A 24,572-nucleotide genomic window follows, 5' to 3' on the forward strand; every position below is an offset into this window, starting at 1 on the left:
TCCCCGCCGGGCTTGTTGGTTGGCTGGCCGACATGGCTGATCTTGGATCCGTTGACTGGCCGCCCGCCCCGATCCGGACGGCGCGGTTGCTGCTGCGCGAGGCCGAGGCCAGGGACCGGCCGGTCTTCATCGAGCTGTTCTCCTCGGCACAGGTGCACACCTACCTCGGCGGCCCCAGGCCGCGCGGAGACCTCGAGCGGGAGATGCCCGCGGTGCCCGGAGGGTGGCGGGGGAGTTTCGTGGTCGAGCTCGACGGCGCGATGATCGGCCAGATCCTCCTCAGAAGAGTGACGGAGCACCGCTGCCCGGCGGCGGTGGGGAAGGTCGATCTCGGCTATCTGTTCCTGCCGCGGGCGTGGGGGAGCGGGTACGCGGCCGAGGCGTGCACGGCGGCGCTCGACTGGCTGGCGGAGGTGCTCCCCGACGAGCCGGTGGTCCTCACCACGCAGACCGCCAACACCCGCTCGCTGGCTCTCGCGGCGCTCCTGGGGTTCACCGAAGTGGAGCGCTTCGAGGCATGGGACGCCGAGCAGTGGCTGGGCATGCGGCCCCCGGCGCCCCCGGCCCGGTGACCGGACCCTGAGGAGGTTCCCGGCACCGCGCCGCGCCCGGGAGCGCGTCACTTGATGACAGCATGGTGGAGAACGGGAGCGCGGAGGCAGGAGCGGTGATGGTCGGGTCGGCGTCCGAGAAGGCGAAGGGCACGAAGTCCGGCGGAGCGGGGCGGGCCGAGGAGGGGCGCGGTGGCGGGATGAGCGAGCAGCGGCGCCACCGGGTCCGGCTCGAGATCTCGCGAGAGGCCGCGCGGCTCTTCTGGGAACAGGGTGTCGACGCGACCAGCGGCGACCAGATCGCCGAGGCGGTGGGGCTGTCGACGCGCACCATCTGGCGCCATTTCCGCAGCAAGGAGAGTTGCGCGGAGCCGATCGTGGCGCAGGGCCTGGAGTGGGAGATGGCCACCTTGCGCGACTGGCCCCCGCATCTCTCCCTCGAGGAGCAGTTCACCGAGCAGATGGCCGTGTACTCCCGGGAGGCCAGTGCCTTCACGCGGGCCGACAACGACCTCGCGATGAAGATGATCCTGCTCGCCGACAAGGAGCCCGCCCTGCGCACGGCGTGGCTGATGGCGTGCGACCAGGTGGAGCGCGAGATGGGCCGGATCGTCGCGGACCGCCTCGGACTCACGCCGGACGACCTGGACGTCCGGCTGCACGCGGCGGCCGCCTCCTCCGCGCTGCGGGTCGTCAACGAGGACATCGGCGCGGCGCTGCTCGGGGGCGCCGACCCCCGGGAGTTCGCCGACGCCGCCGACCGCGTCGCCCGGGCCGTGCGCCGGGCCACCGGGGGAGCCGTGGGCGACCCGGTCGCCGCCCGACCCGCCTGACCAGCCGTTTCGCCGAACCCGGGGAGACGTCATTGTCAGGAGCGTCACTTAGTGACATTATGACGTCTAGTGACGCTCCTGAATGTGCGAAGCCACCGAGGAGGTGACACCTCATGGCGACACCGAGGCGGACGAGAGGCGGCATGAGCGACCACCGCCGCCTGATGCTGCGGATGAACGTCTCCCGAGCGGCCTGCCGGCTCTTCTGGGAGCGGGGCGTGGAGGCCACGAGCGGGGAGCGGATCGCGAGCGACGTCGGCGTCTCCGTACGTACTGTCTGGCGCCACTTCCGCACCAAGGAGAGCTGCGCGGAGCCGGTCGTGATGTACGGCGTCGAGTGGTTCATGTCGGTCGTACGCGACTGGCCCCTCGATGCCGCGCTCGCCGACCACCTCGCCGCCGAAGTCGCGCAGTACGCACGGAAGTCGCGCCCCGAGGAGCGGGCCGACGAGGTGCTCGCCCTGCGCATGATCTCCCTCGCCGAGACCGAACCCGTGCTGCGCACGGTGTGGTTGACGGCCTGCGACCGGATCGAGGGCGAGCTGCGCGCGATCCTCGCCGCCCGGCTGGAGCGCCCGGCCGTGGACCTGGAGATACGACTGCACGCCGCGGCTGCCGCCGGGGTGGTCCGGGTGCTGGAGGAACACGTGGGCGCCGCCGTCCTCGCGGGCACCGCACAGCGGGAGTTCGGCGAACCGCAGTTGCTGGCGCGGCAGTTCGCCGGCGCGATCCGCCGGGCCACCGGGGGAGTCGTCGGCGACCCGGTCCGCGGTGGGACCGATTCCGCGAACTGACGTCGGCGCCCACGGATCCGCGCCCCACCCCGGCTGTCTGGCACTTGGTGTCATTCAGCCGACACGAAGCATGTGACGCCACTTCGGGGACAGGCCCAGAAGCACCGGGACACGGACAGAGCGAGACCGCCAACGGATGAACGGAGTGAACGACCATGGCCACCGACACCGACACCGACACCGACACCGACACCGAAACCGCACCCGAAACGCCCGAGAAGAAGGCCAAGCCCACCGCCCTGGAACAGATGGGTGGCACCACGGGGCTCGTCTACACCACCCTGCCCGTCGTCGCGTTCGTGGTCGCCAACGCGTCCGCGGGGCTGACCGCCGCGATCGTCGTCGCGTTCGCCGTCGCTCTGGGCATCACCGCGCTGAGGCTGATCCGCAAGGAACCGATCCAGCCCGCGATCTCCGGCCTGTTCGGCGTAGCGGTCGCCTCCTTCGTGGCCTGGAAGACCGGCTCCGCGAAGGGCTACTTCCTGCTGGGCATCTGGTCGAACCTGGTGCTCGGCGCCCTCTTCCTGCTGTCCGTGGCGGTCCGCCGACCGCTGGCCGGTCTCGTCTGGGGCGCGTTGAACAGCGCCGGCTCCCGCTGGCTGCGCGACAAGCCCTCGGTGCGCTACTACGACATCGCCACCCTCGCCCTGACCGCCGTCTTCGCCGCCCGCTTCGTCGTGCAGCAGTGGCTCTACGACGCGGACTCCACCGGCTGGCTGGCCGTGGCGAAGATCGCGATGGGTTACCCGCTGCTCGCCCTGGCCCTGCTCGTCGTCGTCTGGGCGGCCCGCCGCTCGGGCAAGCGTCTCGCCGCGCTGGAGCGGACCGAGGCCCCGGCCGCCCCGGCCGATGACACGCACGACGAGCGGACCCTGCGATTCCGGACCCCCGACGCCCGGACCCGCCGGACCGCGCCCCGCGCCTGATCGCGGCCCGCCGCCCCGGCGAAGCACACGTCCCCCCACCCTTGTGAAGCACACACGGTTCCGAAGGACCCACCATGCCGCTGCCGCCCCTCATCACCGCCGAGGAGTTCTTCCGGCCGCCCGAGCGCACCAGGGCCACGATCTCCCCGGACGGCACCAGGATCGCCTACCTCGCGCCGTGGAAGGACCACCTCAACGTCTGGACGGAGAACCTCGAAGGCCCGCCGGACGCCCGGCCCGTGACCGCCGACGCCCATCGGGGTGTGCACACGTATCACTGGACCGACGACCCGCGGTGGCTGCTCTACGAGCAGGACGGCGAGGGCGACGAGAACTGGCACCTCTACCGCGTCGACCTGGACGACCCCGAGGCCCCGGCGCTCGACCTGACGCCCTTCCCGCCCGGAGTCCGTGCCGCCGGCTATCAGCCGGCGGCCCCCGGTCGGCCAGGGCGGGCGATCCTCCGCCTCAACAGCCGCGACCCCGTCGAGTTCGACCTGTACGAACTCGACATCGCGACAGCGGAGTTGACCCTGCTCGCCCGCAACGACGGCCGGATCGACGACTGGATCCACAGCGGCACCGGCGAGCTGTACGCGCTGGTCCGCGCGGAGGGCGGCGCCCGGTTGCTCACCGGATGGGACGCGGAGCGAGGTCCCACCGAGACGATCGCAGAGTTCGACAACAGTGAACTGCCCTACGGCATGTACCCGGTTCAGGCGACTCCGGACGGCACCGGTGTGTGGATCGGCTCGCACCTGGACGGCGACCTCACAGGTGTCGCCCGCCTGGACCTGACCACCGGGACGGAGACGGAGGCCGACAGCCACCCCCGGCTCGAACTCGACACCCGCGCGCAGGTCTTCCCCACGCTGCCCCCGCCGCTCATCCTCGACCGCCGCACCGGCGAGCTGATCGGCGCGCGCTACCTCGGCGACCGCCAGACGGTCAACGCCGTCGCCCCGCACTTCGCCGATGTCCTGGAACGGCTCGACGCCCTGTGCGACGGCGATCTGAGCACCCTGTCGAGCGACGAGAGCGGACAGCTCTGGGTCGCCGCCTTCACCCACGACCGGGACCCGGGACGCACCTACCTCTACGACCACCGCACGGGCGAGAGCCGCCTCCTGTTCAGGCCCTACCCGCACCTCGCACCCGACACCCTCGCCCCGATGCGCTCCGTCACCCTCACCTCCCGTGACGGGCTCACCCTCCCCTCGTACCTCACGCTGCCGGTCGGCGTGGAACCGGTGCGCCTGCCCATGGTGCTGCTGGTGCACGGTGGTCCCTGGGCCCGCGACAGCTGGGGATACCACCCGGTGGTCCAGTTGCTCGCCAATCGCGGCTACGCCGTCCTCCAGGTCAACTTCCGCGGCTCGACCGGCTACGGCAAGGCCTTCACGCAGGCCGCGGTCGGTGAGTTCGCCGGCAGGATGCACGACGACCTGGTGGACGGTGTCGACTGGGCCGTGCGGGAGGGCTACGCGGATCCGGAACGCGTCGGCGTCTTCGGCGCCTCCTACGGCGGGTACGCCGCGCTGGTCGGCGTCACCTTCACGCCGGACCTGTTCGCGGCGGCCGTCGACCTCGTCGGGGTCTCCGACCTCCCCGGCTTCCTGCGCAGCCTCCCGGAGTTCACCCGGCCTTCGCTGGCCGACAACTGGTTCCGTTTCGTCGGCGACCCCGATGATCCGGAGCAGGAGGCGGACATGCGCGCCCGTTCCCCGCTCACCCACGCGGACCGGATCCGTACCCCGCTGATGGTGGTCCAGGGTGCCAACGACCCACGCGTCGTGCGGGGCCAGTCGGACCGCCTCGTCGAGGCGGCGCGCTCTCACGGGGCCGTCGTCGAGTACAGGGTCATGGGTGACGAGGGGCACAGCTTCGTGAACCCGAAGAACAATCGCGAGCTGTACCTCGACGTCGACCGTTTCTTCGCCACGCATCTCGGCGGGCGCCGTGAAGGGTAGCCCGCCCTCTCACGGCGCCGTCAGTTGATGATTTCGGCGCGGCCGTCCGAGCGCATCGCCGCGAGCCGGTCCTGCCACGCCCGGAGGGCCTCGGGTGTCTGCCGCGTCCAGTCGGTGACCTCGCCGACAATCCGGAGGGGTTCCCTGCTGCGATAGGAGCGGGTGGGATTTCCGGGGAACTTCTTGTCGGTGACGTTGGGGTCGTTCTCGAATGCGCCGGTCGGTTCGACGGCGTACACACGCGGAGTTCCGTCTCCGGCGGCGAGCTCGGCGGCGAGCCCCGCTCCGTCGCGCAACGCGGTGAAGTAGATGTGATTCATCACGATCTCGGGCCGGTAGTTGGAACGGAAACCGGCGGTGAGGTGCTCTCCGACCTGCAATTCAGCTTTTGTGCCGTGAAAGAAAGGCCCCGCGTCCAACACCTCGTCCATCGGGCGAGATTATCAAATCAAGCTGCCGCGATGATTTCTCGGGCCGTGGCCGGTCTGTACGGGTATGGAGACTCGAACACTTGAGACAGCCGGCGCGAACCTCGTCCTTGACCTTCGCGGGCCCCTGCCGACCGCGGACGGGCGGCCGCCGTTGGTCATGATCGGGCAGCCCATGGACGCTTCGGGCTTCGCCGCGCTCGCGGCACGTTTCCCCGAGCGGACGGTCGTCACCTATGACCCGCGCGGGCTCGGTCGCAGCACGCGCAAGGACGGCCGCGTCGACCACACGCCGCGGCTCCAGGCCGACGACGTGCACGCCGTCATCGAGGCGCTCGGGGCCGGGCCGGTGGAGATGTTCGCCAGCAGCGGCGGCGCGGTCACCGCGCTCGCGGTCGTGGCGAAGTACCCGGGGGACGTGACCACCCTGGTCGCGCACGAGCCGCCGCTCATCACGCTCACCACGGACGGTCCGGCGGCCGTGCGGGCGCGGGCCGGGGTGCGGGAGGCGTACGAGAAGCGGGGATGGGGGGCCGGGATGGCTGCGTTCGTGGCCATGACGTCGTGGAAGGGCGAGTTCACCGACGCGTACTTCGCGCAGCCGGAGGCGGATCCCGCCGCCTACGGGATGCCCACGGGCGACGACGGATCGCGTGACGATCCGCTGCTGTCCGACCGGTCGTGGGCGGTCAGCGGCTACCGACCGGATGCCGAAGCGCTCGCCGCGGCGCCGACCCGCGTTGTGATCGCCGTGGGCGAGGAGTCCGCGGACCTGTTGACCGGACGCACTTCCGTCGCGACCGCCGAGCTGCTCGGGCAGCGGGTGACCGTGTTCCCGAGCCATCACGGCGGCTTCTGCGACGGAGAGTTCGGATATCCGGGGAAGCCGGACGAGTTCGCGCATCGACTGCGGGAGGTCCTTGACGGCGGGAGGTGATCCGCACGGGCCGGCGCGGATAGCCGGACGGTCTGGGCGTCGAGGTGCGTCGGAGGTGACTCGGCCGCACTCGGCGGCGGCGTGCGGCGTGCCTGGTCGGGCACGCCGCACGGAGACGCCCCACGGCTCGGGGCGCGTCAGGGAGTCAGGACGTCACCGCGCCGTCCGACGCCGAACCGACGACCGCCGCGTACTTGCTGAGGACCCCACGCTCGAGAGGACGCGCGGGGCGGGTCCAGCGGGCCCGGCGCTCGGCCAGTTCCTCGGCCGGGACGTCGAGGTCGAGGGCGTTGCGGGCGGAGTCGACGACGACTGTGTCGCCGTCCTCGACGAGCGCGATGGGGCCGCCCGCCCAGGCCTCCGGTGCGACATGGCCGATGACCAGGCCGCGGGAGACGCCGCTGAAGCGTCCGTCGGTGACCAGGGTGACGGAGTCGCCGAGTCCCTGGCCCACGAGGGCACCGGTGATCGACAGCATCTCGCGCATGCCGGGGCCGCCGGCCGGGCCCTCGTAGCGGACGATCACCATGTCGCCGTCCGCGATCCGGCCGCCCTGGATCGCCTCGAAGCACTCCTCCTCGGAGTCGAAGACCTTGGCGGTGCCCCGGCGTACGAAGTCGGGACGCCCGCCGAGCTTCAGGACGCATCCGTCCGGGGAGAGCGAGCCGCGCAGGATCGCGAGCGCGCCCGCCGGCTTCACGGGCGACTTCACCGAGGTGACGACCTCCTGCCCCTCCGCCTCGGCGGCCTGCGCCGCCACGTCCGCCGGTGAGCGACCGTCGACCAGGGTCACCGAGTCGCGCAGCACGCCCGCCTCCAGCAGCCGCGCCGCCACCAGCGACGTACCGCCGGCCCGCCACAGATCCGCGGCCGTGTACGGCCCGGCGGGCTTCAGCGCCGTGATGATCGGGACCTGCCGGCACACCTCGCCGATCCGGTCGATGGGCAGGTCGATCCCGGCCTCGCGCGCGATGGCGAGCAGATGCAGGACGGCGTTGGTGGACCCGCCCATGGCGGCGACGGAGACGATCGCGTTGTGGAAGGCGTCCTCCGTCAGGAGCGAGGACGGGCGCACGTCACGGGAGAGGACGTCGAGGGCGAGTTCGCCGACGCGTTCGGCCGCTGCCGTCTTCTCCCGCGCGGTGGCGGGGATGTCCCCGACGCCGAAGGGCGCGAGGCCGAGGAAGTCCGCGACGGTGCCCATCGTGTTCGCGGTGTACTGCGCCGCGCAGGTCCCGGCGCCGGGGCAGGCGTGCCGGGCGAGGTCGTCCACGTCCTCCTGGCTGACCCGGCCGACGGCCCGTTCGCCGAGGGCCTCCCACATGTCCTGGATGGTCACCTCGCGGCCGCGCCACGTCCCCGGCATCATGCTGCCGCTGTAGAGGAGCACGGACGGGATGTCGAGGCGGGCCATCGCCATCATGGCGGCGGGGACCGTCTTGTCGCAGCCGACGATGCAGACCATCGCGTCGAACTGGTGGGCACGGCCCATGAGTTCGATGGAGTCGGCGATGACTTCCCGGCTGACGAGCGAGGCCCGCATGCCGGGTGTGCCCATCGTCAGGTTGTCGGAGACGGCGATGGTGTTGAACTCCATGGGCTGACCGCCCGCCCGGCGCACTCCGGCGGCGACGTGGCGCGCCAGATCGCGGTGGGTCAGGTTGCAGGGCATCGTCCCGGTCCAGGTCGAGGCGATGCCGACGGTGGGACGGCGCATCTCCTCGTCGCTGAGGCCCATCGCGTACAGGTGCGAGCGGGCCGGTGCGCGGTCGGGGTCGTCTGCGATGTTCATTGCGGCTCCTTCGTCGCGATGTGCGGAATGCGGAGTGCGAAACAGGTGGTCGGGGGCGGCCTCCTCCGGCCGGGGGTGGGGCGGAGGAGGCCGCGGAGGACGGCGGCAGGTCCTGCCGCCGTCAGTCGGTGACGTGGATCGGGTTGCGCAGCAGGCCGATGCCCTCGACCTCGACCTCCACGACGTCCCCGTCCCGCAGCCACAGCTGCGGATCGCGGCCCATGCCGACGCCGTGCGGGGTACCCGTGGCGATGACGTCGCCGGGGTGCAAGGTCATGTACCGGGACAGGTAGGAGATCGTCTCGGCCACCCCGAAGATCATCTCCTTGGTCGAACTGTCCTGTACCGTCTCGCCGTTGACGCGGGCGGAGATGGCGAGGGCCTGGGGGTCCGGCACGTCGGCCGCGGTGACGATCCAGGGGCCGAGCGGGCAGAAGGCGTCGAAGTTCTTGCCGCGGAACCACTGCCCGTCGGAGAACTGCGCGTCCCGTGCGGACACGTCGTTCGCGACGGTGTAGCCGAAGACGTACGACGCCGCGTCCTCGGCGCTCACGTCGCGCGCCGTGCGGCCGATGACGACGGCCAGCTCGGCCTCCCAGTCCAGCTGCTCGGTCGTGCCGTTCTGTACGCGAACCGGAGCCGTGGGACCCGTCAGACAGTGCGCGGTCTTGACGAACGCCAGCGGGACCTTCGGGGTCTCCAGGCCGGTCTCGCGGATGTGGTCGGCGTAGTTCAGGCCGATGCAGACGATCTTCTGCGGGGCGGCGAGCGGGCTGAGCAGCTCCACGTCGGCGAGCGGAACCCCGGCCACCTCGGCGCTCAGCGTCTCTTCGGCCGTCCCGTCGGCGATGAGATCGCGGACCGCGTCGGACATGTGCCGCTGGTCCTCCACCACCACGGGGAACACGGTGTCGCCGTCCACGCGGGCCGCCAGGACCCGTCCCTCGTACCGCACTCGGGCAATCTTCACTGTCTCTCCAGGCTCGTCGTCGGTGTGCGGGTGTCAGCTGAAGCGGGGCAGGAAACGGCTCTGAGCCTTGAGCAGGTCATCGGTCAGGGCTGCGGCCGCGTCCCGGTCGGTGACCGCGCCGTCGGAGATGACGGCCTCGACCACCAGGTCGCGGTCGCCCGTCATCGCGGCCTCGACCGCCAGCTCGACGGGGGCCAGGCGCCGCGCGAGGATCGCGGTCAGCGGGGCGGACAGATCGGGCACCCGCAGCTGACGCAGACCGCGCGCCGTCGCCACGGCCGGGATCTCCAGGGCCGCCCCGTCCGGCAGGCCCGGGACGCTGCCCCGGTTCGGCACGTTCACGGAGAACATCTCGCGCCGGTCGAACGTGATCGACCGGATGATCGCGAGGAGCTGTTCCTGCTCGCCGGTGGACCGGTCGAACGCCGTCTCGTCGAGCGGCGCGTCCCCTTCGGCCTGGACGCGCATCGACTGGTAGCGCTCCTCGCCCCACGCGAGGATCTCCGGCACGGAGAACGCGTCGACGCCGAGCTTCTTGCCGTAGTAGTCGCCGCTCGCCCAGCGCTCGGGGAAGAACTCCACGACGTGCCGGTCGTTGGCCGCCGGGTACGCGCCGTAGGTGCGGAAGAACTCCCAGGAGAACGGGTTGTGCCAGGCCTTGCCGTTCTCCCAGATCGCGCCGATGTCGTCCGGGTGGGGCGGCTCGGCGAGTTCGCGCTCCATCCGCTCCCGCACGGCGGGCCACGCGTCCTGGCCGCGGTGGCGGAAGTCGTAGATGAACGTGAGGTGGTTGATGCCGGCGTACAGCGTCGACGTCTCCTCGAACGGCAGTCCGGCGAACGCGGCGAGCTCGCGCTGCACGTGGTGCATGCCGTGGCACAGGCCGATGACCTCGGCGCCCGCGTAGCGGGTCATCGCCTGGATGTTGGCGGTCATCGGGTTGCTGTAGTTGAAGAAGTAGGCGTCCGGGGCGAGTTCGACGATGTCGCGCGCGATGTCGACCATGACGGGCGTGGTGCGCAGCAGCCGGGAGATCCCGCCGGGCAGCACTGAGTCGCCGACCGGCTGGAAGACGCCGTGCCGCTGGCAGATCTCGTGGTCGGTCTGCCACGCGGGCCGGCCGCCGACGCCCACGCAGGTCACGACGTAGTCGGCGCCCGGCAGTTCGGTGCGCCGGTCGGTGGACGAGCGTACGGTGATGCGCTTCTCGGCGCCGCGGGCCTCCACCATGCGCTCGGCGAGGCGGGCGGTGATCGAGAGCGCTTCCGGGTTGACGTCGACGAGCCGGATCTCCCAGGAGCCGAGGTCGTCCGCGCCGATGAGGTCGGCGAGGAGGCCGCGGGTGAAGACGGCGCTGCCGGCGCCGATGAGCACGAGAGAGCGGCGGTCGGAGGTGCTGGCTGACACGGGCTTGTCCTTTCGGGTGCGTCCGGCGGCCCTTCCGAGAGGAGCGGGCGGCGGAGCGGGTGAGGTGGGAGCGGCGGCAGGTCAGTCGGTGCCGGGGCGGCCCGGGACGACCGGTTCACCGGCGAGCCGGGCGGCGAGCAGCGCCGCCCCGACGACGGGCGTGCCCAGCGGCGGGCGGGTGTCGTACGGCTCGGGGAAGGAGGCCAGGGCGTCGGTGAACGCCTCGCGCACCCGGTCCTCGGTGAACACTCCGCCCGACCAGGAGACGGGGACCGCCTCCTCGGGAGCGGCCGCCAGTGCGTGCCGCGCGGCGCGGGCGAGTGCGGCCAGTTCCTCGCCGGCCCGGGTGAGGATGCGCAGGCACTGCTCGTCGCCCTCCGCCGCGGCCTCGGACACGTACCGGCTCACCGCGGCGACGGCGGTGCGGTCCGGGCGGCCCAGGAGCATGACGTCGACGAGGTCCAGGTCCGAGTCGAGTTGGAGGCGGTGCCGCAGCACCGTGTGCAGCGGTCCGCGCGGGGCGCGGCCGTCGCTCATGCGCGTGAACAGATTCAGGCCCTGGACGGCGATCCAGTACGCGGAGCCCTCGTCGCCGAAGAGTTCGCCCCAGCCGCCGGTGCGCTCGTCGCGGCCGCGCAGGACGCCGTACGCCATGGATCCCGTGCCGCTGATCACGTTGATGCCGTCGGCGAGCCCGAGGGAACCGGCCCAGCCGCACATCATGTCGTTGCCGACCGCGTACCGGTCGTGGCCGAGGAGCTCCCTGGGGAGCGCGTCCAGCGCCTCGGTGAGCCTGGGGGACTCACCGTGCTGCGGCAGTCCGAAGTAGGCGGACTCCAGCCGCTCGGCGTCGATGCCGGCCTGTTCGCAGACGGCCCGGATGCCGTCGTGCAGCACGCTCCGCGCGGTGTCCATGCCGTGATCCCCGAGCGCGGGCGAGGTGGAGGGCCGGGTGACCGTGCCCAGCACCGTGCCGGAGGCGTCCACGATCGCGAAGGCCGTCTTGGTGCCGCCGCCGTCGACTCCGAGATACATGGGGTGTCTTCCTTCCGACTGGTTCAGTGCTGAGGCAGGGGGTGGATGGTGACGCCCTGCACGACCCGGTTGACCTCGCCGTCGGGGAACGGGTTGTCCGGGCGTACCCCGCAGGCCAACGAGGCGTTGAGCGCGACGAGTTGGGCGCACAGCACGGCGGGCAGCGCCAGCGCGGTGTCCTCCGCGTCGGCCATGCCCTCGATCAGCCAGGTGTGTTCGGCCGGGAGACCGTCGGGCCGGGCCGCGACCGCCACGACGTGTCCGGCGGGCAGCGCGGCGCTCATCTCGTGGAAGATGTCGAGGTCGTAGCGGCGCGTGTAGGGGTCGTTGGAGATGTAGACGACGACCGCGGTGCGCTGCGTGAGGAACGCCTTGGGGCCGTGGCGGAAGCCCAGTGACGAGTCGGAGAGGGCCGTGACCGCGCCTCCGGTCAGTTCGAGGAGCTTGAGCGCGGACTCACCGGCGAGGGCGGCCAGCGCGCCGCTGCCCAGGTAGACGAACCGCTCGGGAGCGCGGTCGGTCAGCTCGGCGACGCGGTCGGGCGTGCCGCCGGCGAGCAGGGATGTGGCCGCCTCGGGGCAGGCGTCGAGGCCCCGGATGTGGGTACCGCCGAGCGCCCGGAGCGCCGCGAGGAGCATGCAGGTCAGGCTCGACGTCATCGCGAAGCCCTGGTCCTCGGACTCCGGCGGCGTCAGCAGGACGTAGGAGTCGGCGCGGTTCTGATGACGTGTGGCGAGCGAACCGTCCGCGTTGCAGGTGATCACCAAATGGGCGCAGCGGTCAAGGAGTTGGTCGGCGATCTGCGTCGCGGCGAGGCTCTCGGGGCTGTTCCCGGAGCGGGCGAAGGACACGAGCAGCGTCGGCCGGTCGCGCTCCGCGAAGCAGGAGGTGGGGTCGGCCGTGATGTCGGTCGTGGCGACGGCCTCGACCGTGCGGCCCGTGGCTCTCGCCAGCGCCGAGCGCGCGACCTGCCCGGCGTAGGCGGAGGTCCCGGCGCCCGTGAGGACGATCCGCAGCCGCGGTTCGGCCAGCACGGGGCCCAGGAACGCGTCGAGCCAGTCGCGCTGTTCGCTGAGTCGCGTCGTCATCTCGGCCCACAGGCGCGGTTGTTGGCGGATCTCGCGGTGGGTGTGGGTGGCGCCTTGCGGCACCTGCTGACGGTCGGCGGTCTCGGGGACGGCGGTCTTCACACGAACTCCTTCAAGCGTGGGGGTACTGGCGCGGATCTTGTACGGCTCGGGCCCGCGCGTGGTTCAGGGGGCGGCAGTGACCCGCCGGCGGGTCACTGCTCGCGCATGCCCCACGGGGCGCCGTACTCCTCGAGGAGGCCGAGGAAGGGTTCGGCGGGCAGGGCCTCCGGGCCGAGGACGCCGCTGCCCTTCCACCGGCCGCCCGCCAGCAGTTCGAGGGCGACGACCGGGTTGAGCGCGGTCTGCCAGACGACGGCCTGGGAGGCGTACTCGGCCATCGACCACTCGTTGTCGACCACGTGGTAGAGGTACACCTCGCGGGGAGCGCCGTCGCGGACTCCCTTCACCCAGGTGCCGGCGCAGGTCTTGCCGCGCATCCGGTCGCCGAGGCCCGCCGGGTCGGGGAGGCAGGCGGCGACCACGTCGCGCGGGGAGACCTCGACGTCGCCGACGCGCACCTTCTCGGTGCGGTCCAGGCCCAGCTTGTGCAGAGTGCGCAGGACGTCGATGAACTCCTGCCCGAGGCCGTACTTGAAGGTGACGCGCGGGGCGTCCACCCAGCGCGGGATGAGGAGGACCTCCTCGTGCTCGACGTTGACGCACTCGACCTCGCCGATTCCCTCGGGGAAGTCGAAGACCTCCGGCTCGGAGAACGGCTCGGTGGTGAACCAGCCGCGGTCCTTCTCCCAGACGACCGGCGGGTTCAGGCACTCCTCGATCGTCGTCCAGATGGAGAACGACGGGGCGAACTCGTACCCGTCGACCGTCAGGTTCGCGCCGTCGCGCACGCCGATCTCGTCGATGCTGTCGAAGAGGTGGTCGGCGGCGTAGCGGGCGAAGACGTCGGAGAGGCCGGGCTCGACCCCGATGCCCACCAGGGCGAGGCGGCCGGCGCTCTCCCACTCGGACGCGAGGGCGAACTGTTCGTCGCCGAGCATGACGCCGGTCTCGGCGTACGGCCGCTCGGGGTGCGGGCGGGACAGCGACATCGCCATGTCGAGGTAGTGGGCTCCGCCGGCCAGGGCCGCGCGGAAGAGAGGCATGACGAACCGCGGGTCCGTCGCGTTCAGCAGGACGTCGCAGCGGTGTTCACGCAGGAGGGCGACGACGGCTTCCTCGTCGGAGGCGTCGATCCGTGCGGCGACGAAACGGGCGTCCTCGGTGGCCTCCGTGGCCCGTACGGCCCGGTCGAGGACGTAGTCGGCGATCACGCAGTGGTCGAAGAAGGAGCGCCGGGCGGCGATCGCCGCGGCGGCAGTGCCCACGCCTCCGGCGCCGACGATGAGAATGCGCATGATGATTCCTCGGGTCTCTTCGCTGTGAAGGGGTGTCGAGTCGGTCGTGCTGCGGGCGGGGTCAGCCCCGGTGCACCGGGTGGGGTCCGGCTCCCGGCGCGGGCGTCAGTCTGCTCACGAGCGCGGTCGCGGTGAAGGCGGTGCCCTCGGCGCCGTGGTCCCGCAGGTGCCAGAGCTGTCCGCCCCGGCGGACGACGAGGTCGGTGCGGCCCGGCTCGTAGGAGACCGGCGTGGCCGCGACGGCGGTTACGTCCCCGGATCCCGGGAGCGGCAGCCGGCGCGTCCGGCCGGGCTGCCCGGGGGTGAGGACGTCGAGGCAGGTGCCTTCCGCCCACACGTACACCCGCGCGCTGTCGCCGTCGGGGACCGCGGCCGCGATCGTTCCCGCCGGAACGGGGTGCGTTTCGCCGGTGGGGGAGAGGTAGAGGCCTTCGCGGTCGCCCGACAGGACGACCCCGGGGCGTGTGGCGTCCCGGACCGCCACCAGGGCCATCGCGCTCCACCTGGAGTCGGTGAGGAGGGCGTGCGCCGGTGTGTCGTCGGACCACGCGAGGTGCGGATAGGCGGTCGGATCCGCGCGCAGGACGCGCGGTTCGCCGTCGGTTCCGAGGACGCCGGTCCACAGCGCGCCGTTCGTGGTCTCCGCCGATGTGACCGCACGGGCGGGGCCGCTGGGCGGTGACGGTTCCGTGGTGAACGCCGCCTCGGGGCTCCAGCGCAGGCGATGGGGCGTGTCGCCGCAGCGGGCCACCAGTTCGAGGTGGTGCGGGCCGTGTCGGCTCTGCAGGACGCCGACCTCGTCGTAGCGGTGGCCGGGCGCGAAGCGCAGCGCTCCGCTCCACTCGCCGGGCGGCGGCCCGCCGGGTTCGGGAGCGATGTCCTGCGGGTCGCCGTTGAACCAGAGCACCCACAGTCCGTCCTGGTCGTCGCAGAGCACGAGTTCCAGGTTCCCGCGGACGCCGTAGCGTCCCTGCGCGAGACCGATGCCTCCCCGGGAGACCGGGGGTGACGCCACGCGGAGGGAGGAGGAAGGGGAAGCAGCCATGGAACACCTTCAGGGCCGGGCAACGAGAACATCGGCGTCGATCCCGGGCCATCGGCCGGGAGCGCCACATCGGCAGCCTATTCACTCTCATTAACAAGCGTCAATGAGCATAAACGAGCAAGAGTGAGCGATGATGGCGGTGAGTCAGTACCCGAGAGGAAGGCCGGGACCATGCCAGAACGGAACGCGTCAGGGCGCCGCGCACCCGTACCGGAGTCGTCGCAGGGCGGTCAGGTGCTGGTCGTCGGCGCGACCCGCATCCTGCGCCCGGCCGTCACCGCGTTGAGCGAGCGGGCCGTGTCCGTGACGGCTGTCGCCCGCTCGGCGGCCGGCCTGCGCGAGCTCGCCGCCGAGCACCCGGGCCGGGTCACCCCGCTCGCCGCGGACGTCACGGCGCTCGACTTCGGCTCGGTTCTGCGCGGCGCCGCCGAACGCGCACCTCTGACCGGAGCCGTGGTGTACGCCCCAGCCGTCCCGCCCGCGAAGCTGGCGGAACTGGTCGGCTCCGCCGTCGAGGGTCCGGTCGTCGTCCTCGCGACGAGTGCATGGGCCGCGCCGCCCGTACCCGGCGCGGATGCCGATGGGTGGACACCCAACGACCTTCCCGCGGCCGCCCGTTCGGGACCGGCGAGCAGGCTTCTCCTGCTCGGCTGGCACGAGGGTGGGTCGGCGACGCGGTGGCACACTCCGCACGAGATCTCCGCCGCCGCCCTCGCCCTGCTGGACGCCCCGAACGACCGCGACGCGGTGCTCGGCGCCGTCCGCCCCTGGTCGGCACGTCCGAGGTGACCGCGATCCATGACCGAAAAGACCGGACGTGCGGCGATCCGCCGCACGCACCGGAGTCAACTTCCGGCAAGGATGAGCAACGCCAGTAAGCTGCTTCATGCGAGGCCGCCGGACCACCGTCGGCCGAAGAATCCGCGGGTGCCGAGGCCGAGCCGGCCGACACACCCCTGCCGAGGGAAGTGGGACCGGGCCATGCTGGGCGCCGAGCGCAGGAAGAGGCTGCTTCACGTGGTGCGCGCGGAAGGCGTCGCCCATGTGGGCACGCTCGCCGAGCGGCTGGACGTCAGCCCGTCGACGATCCGCAGGGACCTGTCCGTACTGCAGTCCCAGGGCCTGCTGAACCGCACCCACGGCGGCGCGATGGCCGAGGCGGTCCAGGCCGACGAGTTGGACCGGCCGCAGCGCAGTTCGGTCGCCTCCTGGGAGAAGAGCAAGCTCGCGAGCGCCGCCGTCGAGCACGTCGCTCCCGGCGCCACGATCCTGATCACGGGTGGCACGACCACGGCCGCGATGGTGCCGCTGCTCGACGGGATCGAGCGGCTGACCGTCGTCACCAACTCGCTCCATCTGGCCGGTGAACTCGCCCAGTTCGAGGAGATCAGCACGGTCGTGCTCGGCGGCTACCTGCGCCACCGCGAGATGTCGCTGCTCGGCCACCTGACCCGGCAGGCGCTGGAGGAGTTGCAGGTGGACGAGGCGTTCGTGGGCGCGTACGGCATCACGGACGCGGGGGTCAGCGGCGCGCACGTGGACGAGGCGGAGACCGACCGCTGGCTGCTCTCGCGCGTCCGGCGGATCACGGCCCTGGTCGACGGCTCGAAGTTCGGCCGCTCGGGCCCGGTCCGGGTGGCTTCCGCCGGCCGGCTCCACCGGGTGATCACCGACGCCTCGGCGCCCGAGGACGAGGTGCGGGCGCTGCGCGCCGCCGGGGTGGACGTCGTGCAGGTCTGACCGGACCCCGTCAGTCTCCCGGGGTCCGCGAACCCGCCCACTCGACCCAGACCTCCTCGCGCGGGACGCTCCAGCCCTGCGCCAGTGCTGCCGCCGCCGCGTTCAGGGCCCGACGCGTCGCGTCCGGTCCACGGTCGGAACCGTGGACGACGGCCAGTGGCCACGCGGGTACGGGCCCGTCGCCCGTGCTGGTCAGAGCTGCCTCGCAGAGGACCGCGACCACCCCGGAGGGCGGTAGCCCGAGCGCCGTCGCGACCTCGCCGCACAGATGCTTCAGCCGCGCCGCGTCGTCCCCTCCCACGGAAGCCTTCGGCGCGGTCACCTGGATCACGGGCATACGGGGGCTCCTTCTGAAAAGTGCAGGTGGCGGCGTCGGGACAGGCCGGGCGCCGGGCCGAGGCTAGGCGCGCCCCCGAACCCCGTCAAGAAAAAACGAGCAATAAAAATCATGGCTTGCTTGTTATTGACTGACCTTGGCCGGGGCGACTAAAAAGCAGGCATCAAGGCCTACGCGGCCGAATCTCCCCCCTTGACGACGGAGGTTGTGCACGATGGCTGTCGCAAGACGAGCCGTGCTGGGTGCCGCAGTGGCAGGTGCCGGAGCGGTCGGCTTCGCCCGCCGGTCCGGTTTCTCGCCCTCCAGCACGGGCTCGGCAGGAGCGGACACGCTCACCTTCTCGCTGTGGGGGGCCGACACCGAGATCGCCGCCTTCCAGGCCCTCGCCCGCGCCTACGAACGGCGCCACCGCGGCATCCGTGTACAGATCCGGCTGGAGTCCTACCAGCAGATGTACACGAACATGGACGCGCTGCTCGCCGGCGGCCGCGCCCCCGATCTGTTCCGCTGCGACTACGCGAACCTCGGCATGTACAGCGCCAGCGGTCAGCTCCTCGACCTCAGCCCCTACTTCGGCGACAAGGAACGCGACGCGTTCCTGCCAGCCCTGTGGAAGGCCGTCTGCCACGAGGGCAAGCCGTACGCGGTTCCCCACCACACCGACACCACGGCGGTCCTGTACCGCAAGGACATGTTCCGGAAGGCGGGCATCACCTCGGTGCCGACCTCGCTGGACGAGGCATGGACCTGGGACGAGTTCAGCGAGATATGCGCACGACTGCGCAAGAAGCTGCACGGCGTCTACCCCTTCGTCTACGGCTGGCAGCAGACCGGCGCCTTCCGCTGGCTGACCTGGCTGTGGGAGGCAGGCGGCAGGATCCTCGACGACAGCCTCACGGCGCCCGCCATCGAATCAGCGGCGGGACTGCGCGCCCTGCGCTTCACCCAGGACTTCTTCCGGGAGGGCTTCGTCCCGCCCAACAGCTCGGTGAAGAGCGCCGCGTTCCCCGACTCCCTGTTCACCGCGGGCACCGTCGCCATGAGCTTCGCCGGCGACTTCCTGCTGCCGACGATCGACCCTGCGCTCGACAAGGACCTGTACGGCGTCACCTTCCAGCCACGAGGACGCACGGCGGCCACCGACCTCGGCGGCAACGCGGTCGTCGCCACCCGCACCACCGAGAACCCCGAACTCGCCGCCGACTTCCTCAAGTTCCTCGCGAACGAGGAGAACATGGCCCGCTTCTGCGAGCAGACGGTCGTCCTGCCCACCCGCCGGTCCCTGCTCACCCAGCCCCTCGACTACGCGGTACGGCCCGACCTCATGCCGGTGTACGCGGAACAGGCCACGGCCCTCACCCCGGGCATGACCGAACAGGTCGCGATCCCCGGCTTCGGCCGCATCAACTCGGCGCTCCAGGACGAACTCGAGGCCGCCTTCGTCAACCGGCAGCCCGCCGAGGTCACGCTCCGCAACATCGCCGCATCGACCCGGACCGCGCTGGCCTCCGCTTAAGGCCCTCCCCACCGCACACAGGAGTTGCCATGGCCACCCTCGCCTCGTCGCCGCGCGACGTGCGCCCGCCCGCACCGGTGCCCGCACCGCCCGCGCCCCGCGAACGCAGAGCCGCGCGTTTCCGCGAGACACTCGCCGCGTACTGCACGCTCGGCCCGAACCTGATCCTCGTCACGCTCTTCCTGCTGGTCCCGCTGGTCATGGCGCTCGTGCTGAGCTTCCAGTACAGCACCGGACTCGCCTCGCCCACCTGGGCCGGGCTCGCCAACTACCGTCAGCTGGCCGGTGATCCGGTCTTCTGGCGCACCGTCCTGAACACCGGCGTCTTCTGCGTGGCGACCGTGCCCGTGGAGATGGCGCTCGGACTCGGCGTCGCCCTGCTGTTCAACAAGGTGATGCCCGCGCGCCCGCTCTGGCGGACCCTCGTCTACCTGCCCATGGTCATCTCCGGTGTGGCCACCGCCCTCATCGGCACCCTGATGTTCGACCAGAACATCGGCCTGCTCAACAAGCTCCTGGCGGCCTTCGGCCTGCCCGCCGCGCCCTGGCAGACCAGCGGCAGCACCGCCATGCTCTCCGTCGTCCTGATCACCCTGTGGATGCGCATCGGCTTCAACATGGTGATCTACCTGGCCGGTCTGCAAGGCATCTCGCCCGAGATGTACGAGGCGGCCGAGGTCGAGGGCGCCGGACCCTGGCAGCGCCTGCGCAACATCACCATCCCGCTGCTCGGCCCTTCGACGTTCTTCCTGCTGATCATGAACGTCATCTACTCGTTCCAAGTCTTCGACACCGTCTACGTGATGACGCTCGGCGGGCCGGGACACGCCACCGACGTCATGATCACCTACGCGTACCGCAACGGCTTCGAAGGACGGCAGCAGGGCTACGCGGCCGCCATCGGCATCGTCCTCTACGTCATCGTCATGATCTTCACGGCGTTGCAGTGGCGCTTCAGCCGCAACAGGGACACGGTCGGCTGATCCCACACCCGGCTGCCCCTCTCCCTTAAGGACACCCCTCTCCTAAGGACACCGATGTCCGTCACCTCCTCCGCCCGACTCCCCGGAACGACCCGCCCGGGACGACGCGATCGCGGGCGCCACCTGCGCGTGGCCGCGGCCGTCGTCATCGGCCTGGCCATGGCCCTGCCCCTGTTCTGGATGATCCTGGTCGCCTTCTCGCCCATCGCGGACCTGCACACCTCGCAGCTGCGCTTCTGGCCGAGCGCGCCGACCCTGGACAACTTCCGCCGCGTGTTCCGGCTGCCCGTGGGCACCTGGGCGATGAACTCGACCGTGATCACCTGCCTGGTCGTCCTCATCACCGTCTCCTGCAACCTGCTGGCCGGCTACGCCTTCGCCAAGATGCGCTTCCGCGGCCGCAACCTGCTCTTCCTGGTCATGCTCAGCACGATGACCGTGCCCGTACAGGTGCTGATGGTGCCTCAGTTCAAGCTCGTCAGCGCCCTCGGCATGTTCGGCAGCTTCTGGGCCGTCATCGTCCCCGCGTCCTCGACCGCCTTCGGGGTGTTCCTCGCCCGGCAGTTCATGCTCGGCATCCCCGACGAGGTCATCGAGGCCGCGCGGATGGACGGCGCGGGCCAGCTGCGCACCTTCTTCACCGTCGTCCTGCCGCTGTGCAAGCCGCTCATCGCGGTGCTGTCGCTGCTCACGTTCCTCTACCAGTGGAACGACTTCGCCTGGCCGCTGACCGTCCTCAAGGACGAGCGGCTGTACACGCTCGCCGTCGGCATGCAGTTCGTCAACGGCCAGTACACCGCCGACTACGGCGCCATCATGGCGCTCGCGCTCATCTCCGTACTGCCCATGGTCGTTCTCTTCCTCTGCTTCCAGAAGTACTTCGTCCAGGGCTTCGCACGATCGGGAATCAAGTGACCTCTTCGTCCCCCGTCCACTACCTGAGCACCCTCTCCTTCCCCGACTGGTGGCTCGACCGGCTGCGCGCGAGTCATCCGGGGCTCACCGTCACGCAGATACCCGCCGCCGACCCGGCGGACGTGCCCGAGGAGGTGTGGCGCCGTACGCGGATCCTGCACACCGGCTCCGTCTTCCCCAACACCCCTGAAGCGGCACCGGACCTGCGCTGGATCCAGCTCGACACCTCGGGCGCGGACCATCTCAAGGACACCAGCGTGTGGGATCTCCCGGTGCCGCTCACCTCCATCGGCGGCATCTCGCCGGTCCCGATGGCCGAGTACGTGATGATGATGCTGCTCGGCCTCGCGCACCGGCTGCCCCGCGCCATCGAGGTGCAGCACAGTGGCAAGTGGCCGTCCCTGAGCGAGCGTTGGAACACGCTGATGCCACGGCGGCTGCGCGGCGCCACCGTCGGCGTCGTCGGCTACGGACGCATCGGCCGCGAAATAGGCCGCCTCGCCGGTGAGTTCGGCATGACGGTGCTCGGTCTCAAGCGGGGCCGCAGCACCCGCTCCGGCGAGTTCTTCGGAACCCCCGCCGAGGGCGCGGACGAAGCCGAGCTCTACACCCCGGACGAACTCCACGCGTTCATGAACCGCTGCGACTACCTCGTCGTGACATGCCCCCTGACGGACGAGACGCGCGGCATGATCGACGCCGCCGCGCTCGGCGCCCTCAAGGACGGCGCGATGGTCGTCAACGTCTCTCGCGGCGGCATCGTCGACGAGGCCGCCCTGCGCACCGGACTCCGCTCCGGCCGCATCGCGGGCGCCGCCCTCGACGTCTTCGACGAGGAACCCCTGCCCGCCGACCATCACTGGTGGACCGAGCCCGGAGTCATCCTGACGCCGCACGTCGCCGGCTTCGCCCCGGACTACGAGGAGCAGACCCTCGAACTGGTCACCGCGAACGTCGAGCGCTTCCTCGCAGGCCGCGAACTCATCAACCTGGTGGACCGCAATCGTGGCTACTGAATACCTCCTCGCCCCGCAGCGCCGGCACGCCGTACTGACCCGGCTGCGCCGCCGCGGCACCGTCAACGTCCAGGAGCTCTCCGACCTGCTGCGCATCAGCGCCTCCACGGTCCGCCGCGACCTGCGCGACCTCGAACTCCAGGGCATGCTGCGCCGGGTGCACGGCGGCGCCACCACCGTGGACGGCGTCTTCGAACCGGAGCAGCCGCAGCGGGCCTCGACCCAACTGGAGGAGAAGGGCCGCATCGCCGAGGCCGCCCTCCGGCTGATCCCCGACCACAGCACCGTCCTCATCAGCGGCGGCACCACGACCGAAGCCCTCGCCGCCAGGCTGGGGGAGCGCCGCGGCCTCACCGTGGTGACCAACGCGCTGCCGATCGCCCAGGCCCTGTCGGCCACCACTCACGTCGACGTCATCGTGCTCGGCGGCGTCCTGCGCCACCGTGAGCAGTCCCTCCTCGGCCACCTCACCGAGCACGCCCTGCACGAACTGCAGATCGGCCACATCATCACCAGCGCGTACGGCCTCGACGTCGACGCCGGACTCACCGGAGCCCACGTCGACGAGGCGCAGACCGACCGAGCGCTGCTCGCCGCCGCCCGCAGCGTCGTCGTCCTCGCCGACGACTCCAAGCTCGGCCGCCGCGGACCGGTCCGCCTCGCACCACTCGACCGCGTCGCCACCCTGGTCACCGACGCCGGCCCCGAACACCCCGTGTGCCGCGCCCTCGACGACCACGGCAGCACGGTCGTCCACGCCTAGGGCGCGTGTCGAAAGTCCTGCTCGCCCTCCGGGCGGACGGCAGGGCTTTCGACACACGCCCTGGAACCCATCGCTCCACGCACGACAGAGGTGCCCCATGCCCCTAGTCCCCACCGCCGCTCTGGTGGACCACGCCGTCCGCGAAGGCTCCGCCGTCCTCGCCTTCAACATCGTGACCCTGGAGCACGCCGAAGCCGTCGCCCAGGCCTGCGAGGCCGCTGACACACCGGCCGTCGTCGCCGTCAGCCACAACGCCGTCCGCTACCACCGCGACGATCCGGCACCGCTCCTCGCCGCCGCGGGCGCGGTGGCGCGCCGCTGCGGCGTCCCGCTGGCCCTCCACCTCGACCACGTGGAGGACGAGGAACTCGTCCTGCGCGCGCGGGAACTGGGCTGCGGCTCCGTCATGTTCGACGCGTCCCGCCTGCCCCACGCGGAGAACATGGCCAGGACGGCCGCGATCACGGCCCGCCTCCACGACGACGGCATCTGGGTCGAGGCCGAACTCGGAGAGATCGGCGGCAAGGACGGCGTCCACTCCGCCACCGCGCGCACCGACCCGGCCGAAGCCGCCGACTACGTACGCGCCACCGGAATCGACGCCCTCGCGGTGGCCGTCGGCAGCTCCCACGCGATGACCGAACGCACCGCCTCGCTCGACCAGGACCTGATCGCCCGGCTGCGCGACGCCGTCGACGTCCCGCTCGTCCTGCACGGTTCGTCCGGTGTCCCGGACGCAGCGCTCCGGGCGGCGATCACCCACGGCATGCGGAAGATCAACTTCGGTACGCATCTGAGCGCGGCCTTCACCCGGGCCGTCCGCGCCGGCCTCGACGAGTACACCGGAGTGGACCCCCGGCGCTACCTCTCGGCCGGCCGCGAGGCAGTGGCCGCGGCGACCGAGGAACGCCTGAAGCTCCTCGCCCCCGCCCCGGCCGCTCTCTGAGCACGAAGAGACCCAACGAACCACGAAGCGTCAGGAGTTGCGAGCGTGCCCACCCCCGCACCCCGTCATGAACCCGTCCCCGACCCCCGTGCCCTGCTCACCGAACTCGGCGAGCGCGTCCTCGAACGCGAGGGCATCCCCATGTTCCTGGCACTCCAGGTCCCCCCACGCGACAGCGACGAGCCGCGGGAACCGGCCCGTACGGACGCGGAGGGCGAGGAACTCGCCGCGCTGCTCCGGCACTACCGGGGCGTCCTCGTCCCCGAGGCCCCGGACGACTCCGAACCCGCGCTGATCGAAGTCCTCCAGGTCATGGGCGCAGCCCACCTCACCCCCCAGGCCCCCGCCGCACAGAAGGACGAGACCCGACGATGAACACGTCCTCCCGCACCCGTTTGCCGTCCTTCGAGGGCCAGGAGGAGGCGCTGCGGTCCGGCCGGTACCTCCGCGTGGTGAACTACCACAACACACCGCACGCCGACACGGACAAGATCCGCGGCGAGCTGAGCGAGCTCGCGGAGCACTTCTCCGCCGTCACCCTCGACGACCTCGACCTGTTCCGGTCCACCGGCCGCTGGCACAAGAGCCGCCCCGGAGTCATCCCGGTCTTCTACGAGGGCTACCGCAACAACGCCGAGGTCGCCGCGCCGCTGGCCGAGGAGGCGGGGCTGACCGCCTGGTTCTTCATCTGCACCGCCTTCCTGGATGTGCCGGTCGCCGACCAGTACGACTACGCCAACGCCCACGACATCGACCTGGTGCGGGAGAACGAGAAGGGCGACCGGCTCGCCATGACGTGGGACGACGTCGCCGAGCTCAGCCGACGGCACGTGGTGACCCCGCACACCGCGAACCACGCCGAGGCCGCCTCCCTGCGCACCGACCCGGACCTGCGACGGGAGATCTTCGAGCCCAAGCGCCGGATGGACGCGGTCACCGGCCAGGACGCCGCGAGCACGGCCTTCCTGTGGGGGACGCCGTACGGAGCGAACCCGGCGGTGGACGCCGCCCTGCGCGAGGCCGGCTACCGCTACCAGTTCGGCAACACCATGATCCAGTACATCGGGTAGGGCCATCGGCCAGGGCCACGGAGCGAGGCGGCGGGGGGGATGTCGAGCGTCTTGAGGATGTCGAGCATCAGCTCGTCCGACAGCGTGCGGAAGCTCTCGCTGATCGGGTCGAC

General features: G+C 71.4%; 25 protein-coding genes. 16 read left to right on the forward strand and 9 right to left on the reverse strand.

The window, feature by feature from the left end; genetic code table 11:
* Positions 1 to 32: 32 nt before the first annotated feature.
* The 5 genes from ABZ930_RS21270 (at position 33) to ABZ930_RS21290 (ending at position 5,074) form a co-directional block, all read left to right on the forward strand.
* Positions 33 to 572 (forward strand): GNAT family N-acetyltransferase, encoded by a 540-nt coding sequence (locus tag ABZ930_RS21270; RefSeq protein ID WP_361549929.1) that lies wholly within the window; start codon positions 33 to 35, stop codon positions 570 to 572.
* Positions 573 to 634: 62 nt separating this feature from the next.
* Positions 635 to 1,384, forward strand: coding sequence for a helix-turn-helix domain-containing protein (locus ABZ930_RS21275; RefSeq protein ID WP_361549931.1), 750 nt, complete (start codon positions 635 to 637; stop codon positions 1,382 to 1,384).
* Between the two features lie 143 nt (positions 1,385 to 1,527).
* Positions 1,528 to 2,178, forward strand: a complete 651-nt coding sequence (locus ABZ930_RS21280) for a helix-turn-helix domain-containing protein (RefSeq protein ID WP_361549933.1) — start codon at positions 1,528 to 1,530, stop codon at positions 2,176 to 2,178.
* Positions 2,179 to 2,333: 155 nt separating this feature from the next.
* Positions 2,334 to 3,104, forward strand: a complete 771-nt coding sequence (locus ABZ930_RS21285; protein WP_361549935.1) for a DUF3159 domain-containing protein — start codon at positions 2,334 to 2,336, stop codon at positions 3,102 to 3,104.
* Between the two features lie 74 nt (positions 3,105 to 3,178).
* Positions 3,179 to 5,074, forward strand: coding sequence for a S9 family peptidase (locus tag ABZ930_RS21290; RefSeq protein WP_361549937.1), 1,896 nt, complete (start codon positions 3,179 to 3,181; stop codon positions 5,072 to 5,074).
* A 20-nt stretch (positions 5,075 to 5,094) separates the two neighbouring features.
* On the opposite strand, the gene arr is transcribed toward ABZ930_RS21290, so the two are convergent.
* Positions 5,095 to 5,505, reverse strand: a complete 411-nt coding sequence (gene arr, locus ABZ930_RS21295) for an NAD(+)--rifampin ADP-ribosyltransferase (protein WP_361549939.1) — start codon at positions 5,503 to 5,505, stop codon at positions 5,095 to 5,097.
* Between the two features lie 64 nt (positions 5,506 to 5,569).
* On the opposite strand from arr, the gene ABZ930_RS21300 reads away from it, so the two are divergent.
* Positions 5,570 to 6,439 carry an alpha/beta hydrolase gene (locus ABZ930_RS21300; protein ID WP_361549941.1) on the forward strand — a complete coding sequence of 290 codons (870 nt, stop codon included), beginning with the start codon at positions 5,570 to 5,572 and terminating at the stop codon, positions 6,437 to 6,439.
* 145 nt (positions 6,440 to 6,584) lie between these two features.
* On the opposite strand, the gene ilvD is transcribed toward ABZ930_RS21300, so the two are convergent.
* The 7 genes from ilvD to ABZ930_RS21335 form a co-directional block, all read right to left on the reverse strand.
* Positions 6,585 to 8,231 carry a dihydroxy-acid dehydratase gene (gene ilvD / locus ABZ930_RS21305; protein WP_361549943.1) on the reverse strand — a complete coding sequence of 549 codons (1,647 nt, stop codon included), beginning with the start codon at positions 8,229 to 8,231 and terminating at the stop codon, positions 6,585 to 6,587.
* A gap of 121 nt (positions 8,232 to 8,352) precedes the next feature.
* On the reverse strand, positions 8,353 to 9,201 hold the full coding sequence (locus tag ABZ930_RS21310; RefSeq protein WP_361549945.1) for a fumarylacetoacetate hydrolase family protein: 849 nt from the start codon (positions 9,199 to 9,201) through the stop codon (positions 8,353 to 8,355).
* Positions 9,202 to 9,234: 33 nt separating this feature from the next.
* Positions 9,235 to 10,608 carry a hypothetical protein gene (locus tag ABZ930_RS21315; protein ID WP_361549947.1) on the reverse strand — a complete coding sequence of 458 codons (1,374 nt, stop codon included), beginning with the start codon at positions 10,606 to 10,608 and terminating at the stop codon, positions 9,235 to 9,237.
* Between the two features lie 81 nt (positions 10,609 to 10,689).
* Positions 10,690 to 11,643 carry a BadF/BadG/BcrA/BcrD ATPase family protein gene (locus ABZ930_RS21320; protein ID WP_361549949.1) on the reverse strand — a complete coding sequence of 318 codons (954 nt, stop codon included), beginning with the start codon at positions 11,641 to 11,643 and terminating at the stop codon, positions 10,690 to 10,692.
* Positions 11,644 to 11,666: 23 nt separating this feature from the next.
* Complete coding sequence (locus ABZ930_RS21325; RefSeq protein WP_361549951.1) at positions 11,667 to 12,833, reverse strand: SIS domain-containing protein; 1,167 nt, start codon at positions 12,831 to 12,833, stop codon at positions 11,667 to 11,669.
* A gap of 92 nt (positions 12,834 to 12,925) precedes the next feature.
* Positions 12,926 to 14,128, reverse strand: coding sequence for a saccharopine dehydrogenase C-terminal domain-containing protein (locus ABZ930_RS21330; protein ID WP_361549953.1), 1,203 nt, complete (start codon positions 14,126 to 14,128; stop codon positions 12,926 to 12,928).
* Positions 14,129 to 14,189: 61 nt separating this feature from the next.
* Positions 14,190 to 15,173, reverse strand: a complete 984-nt coding sequence (locus ABZ930_RS21335; protein ID WP_361549955.1) for a hypothetical protein — start codon at positions 15,171 to 15,173, stop codon at positions 14,190 to 14,192.
* 171 nt (positions 15,174 to 15,344) lie between these two features.
* On the opposite strand from ABZ930_RS21335, the gene ABZ930_RS21340 reads away from it, so the two are divergent.
* Both ABZ930_RS21340 and ABZ930_RS21345 read left to right on the forward strand, forming a co-directional pair.
* Entirely contained in the window at positions 15,345 to 15,962 is a 618-nt protein-coding gene (locus tag ABZ930_RS21340) for a hypothetical protein (RefSeq protein ID WP_361549957.1), read from the forward strand.
* Between the two features lie 192 nt (positions 15,963 to 16,154).
* Entirely contained in the window at positions 16,155 to 16,913 is a 759-nt protein-coding gene (locus ABZ930_RS21345; protein ID WP_361549959.1) for a DeoR/GlpR family DNA-binding transcription regulator, read from the forward strand.
* Between the two features lie 10 nt (positions 16,914 to 16,923).
* On the opposite strand, the gene ABZ930_RS21350 is transcribed toward ABZ930_RS21345, so the two are convergent.
* Positions 16,924 to 17,250: a hypothetical protein gene (locus tag ABZ930_RS21350; protein ID WP_361549961.1), complete on the reverse strand. Its 327-nt coding sequence runs from the start codon at positions 17,248 to 17,250 to the stop codon at positions 16,924 to 16,926.
* 214 nt (positions 17,251 to 17,464) lie between these two features.
* Here ABZ930_RS21350 and ABZ930_RS21355 point away from each other — a divergent pair, with 214 nt between their 5' ends.
* From ABZ930_RS21355 to ABZ930_RS21390, 8 genes are all read left to right on the forward strand, one after another.
* Complete coding sequence (locus ABZ930_RS21355; protein ID WP_361549963.1) at positions 17,465 to 18,766, forward strand: sugar ABC transporter substrate-binding protein; 1,302 nt, start codon at positions 17,465 to 17,467, stop codon at positions 18,764 to 18,766.
* Between the two features lie 29 nt (positions 18,767 to 18,795).
* Entirely contained in the window at positions 18,796 to 19,749 is a 954-nt protein-coding gene (locus ABZ930_RS21360; protein ID WP_361549965.1) for a sugar ABC transporter permease, read from the forward strand.
* 54 nt (positions 19,750 to 19,803) lie between these two features.
* On the forward strand, positions 19,804 to 20,664 hold the full coding sequence (locus tag ABZ930_RS21365) for a carbohydrate ABC transporter permease (protein ID WP_361549967.1): 861 nt from the start codon (positions 19,804 to 19,806) through the stop codon (positions 20,662 to 20,664).
* Positions 20,661 to 21,680: a D-2-hydroxyacid dehydrogenase gene (locus ABZ930_RS21370; RefSeq protein WP_361549969.1), complete on the forward strand. Its 1,020-nt coding sequence runs from the start codon at positions 20,661 to 20,663 to the stop codon at positions 21,678 to 21,680. The genes ABZ930_RS21365 and ABZ930_RS21370 overlap by 4 nt, the downstream gene beginning before the upstream one ends.
* A complete protein-coding gene (locus tag ABZ930_RS21375; RefSeq protein WP_361549971.1) occupies positions 21,670 to 22,443 on the forward strand; it encodes a DeoR/GlpR family DNA-binding transcription regulator in 774 nt (257 codons plus the stop codon). The genes ABZ930_RS21370 and ABZ930_RS21375 overlap by 11 nt, the downstream gene beginning before the upstream one ends.
* Before the next feature lie 97 nt (positions 22,444 to 22,540).
* The gene (locus tag ABZ930_RS21380; protein ID WP_361549973.1) at positions 22,541 to 23,389 is read left to right on the forward strand and encodes a class II fructose-bisphosphate aldolase; all 849 of its coding nucleotides are present in this window, start codon (positions 22,541 to 22,543) and stop codon (positions 23,387 to 23,389) included.
* A 45-nt stretch (positions 23,390 to 23,434) separates the two neighbouring features.
* The gene (locus ABZ930_RS21385; RefSeq protein ID WP_361549975.1) at positions 23,435 to 23,764 is read left to right on the forward strand and encodes a hypothetical protein; all 330 of its coding nucleotides are present in this window, start codon (positions 23,435 to 23,437) and stop codon (positions 23,762 to 23,764) included.
* Positions 23,761 to 24,459, forward strand: coding sequence for a polysaccharide deacetylase family protein (locus tag ABZ930_RS21390; protein WP_361549977.1), 699 nt, complete (start codon positions 23,761 to 23,763; stop codon positions 24,457 to 24,459). Before ABZ930_RS21385 ends, ABZ930_RS21390 begins: the two co-directional genes overlap by 4 nt.
* Positions 24,460 to 24,572 lie beyond the last annotated feature (113 nt).

Source organism: Streptomyces sp. NPDC046716 (assembly GCF_040645755.1).
Taxonomy (GTDB): domain Bacteria; phylum Actinomycetota; class Actinomycetes; order Streptomycetales; family Streptomycetaceae; genus Streptomyces.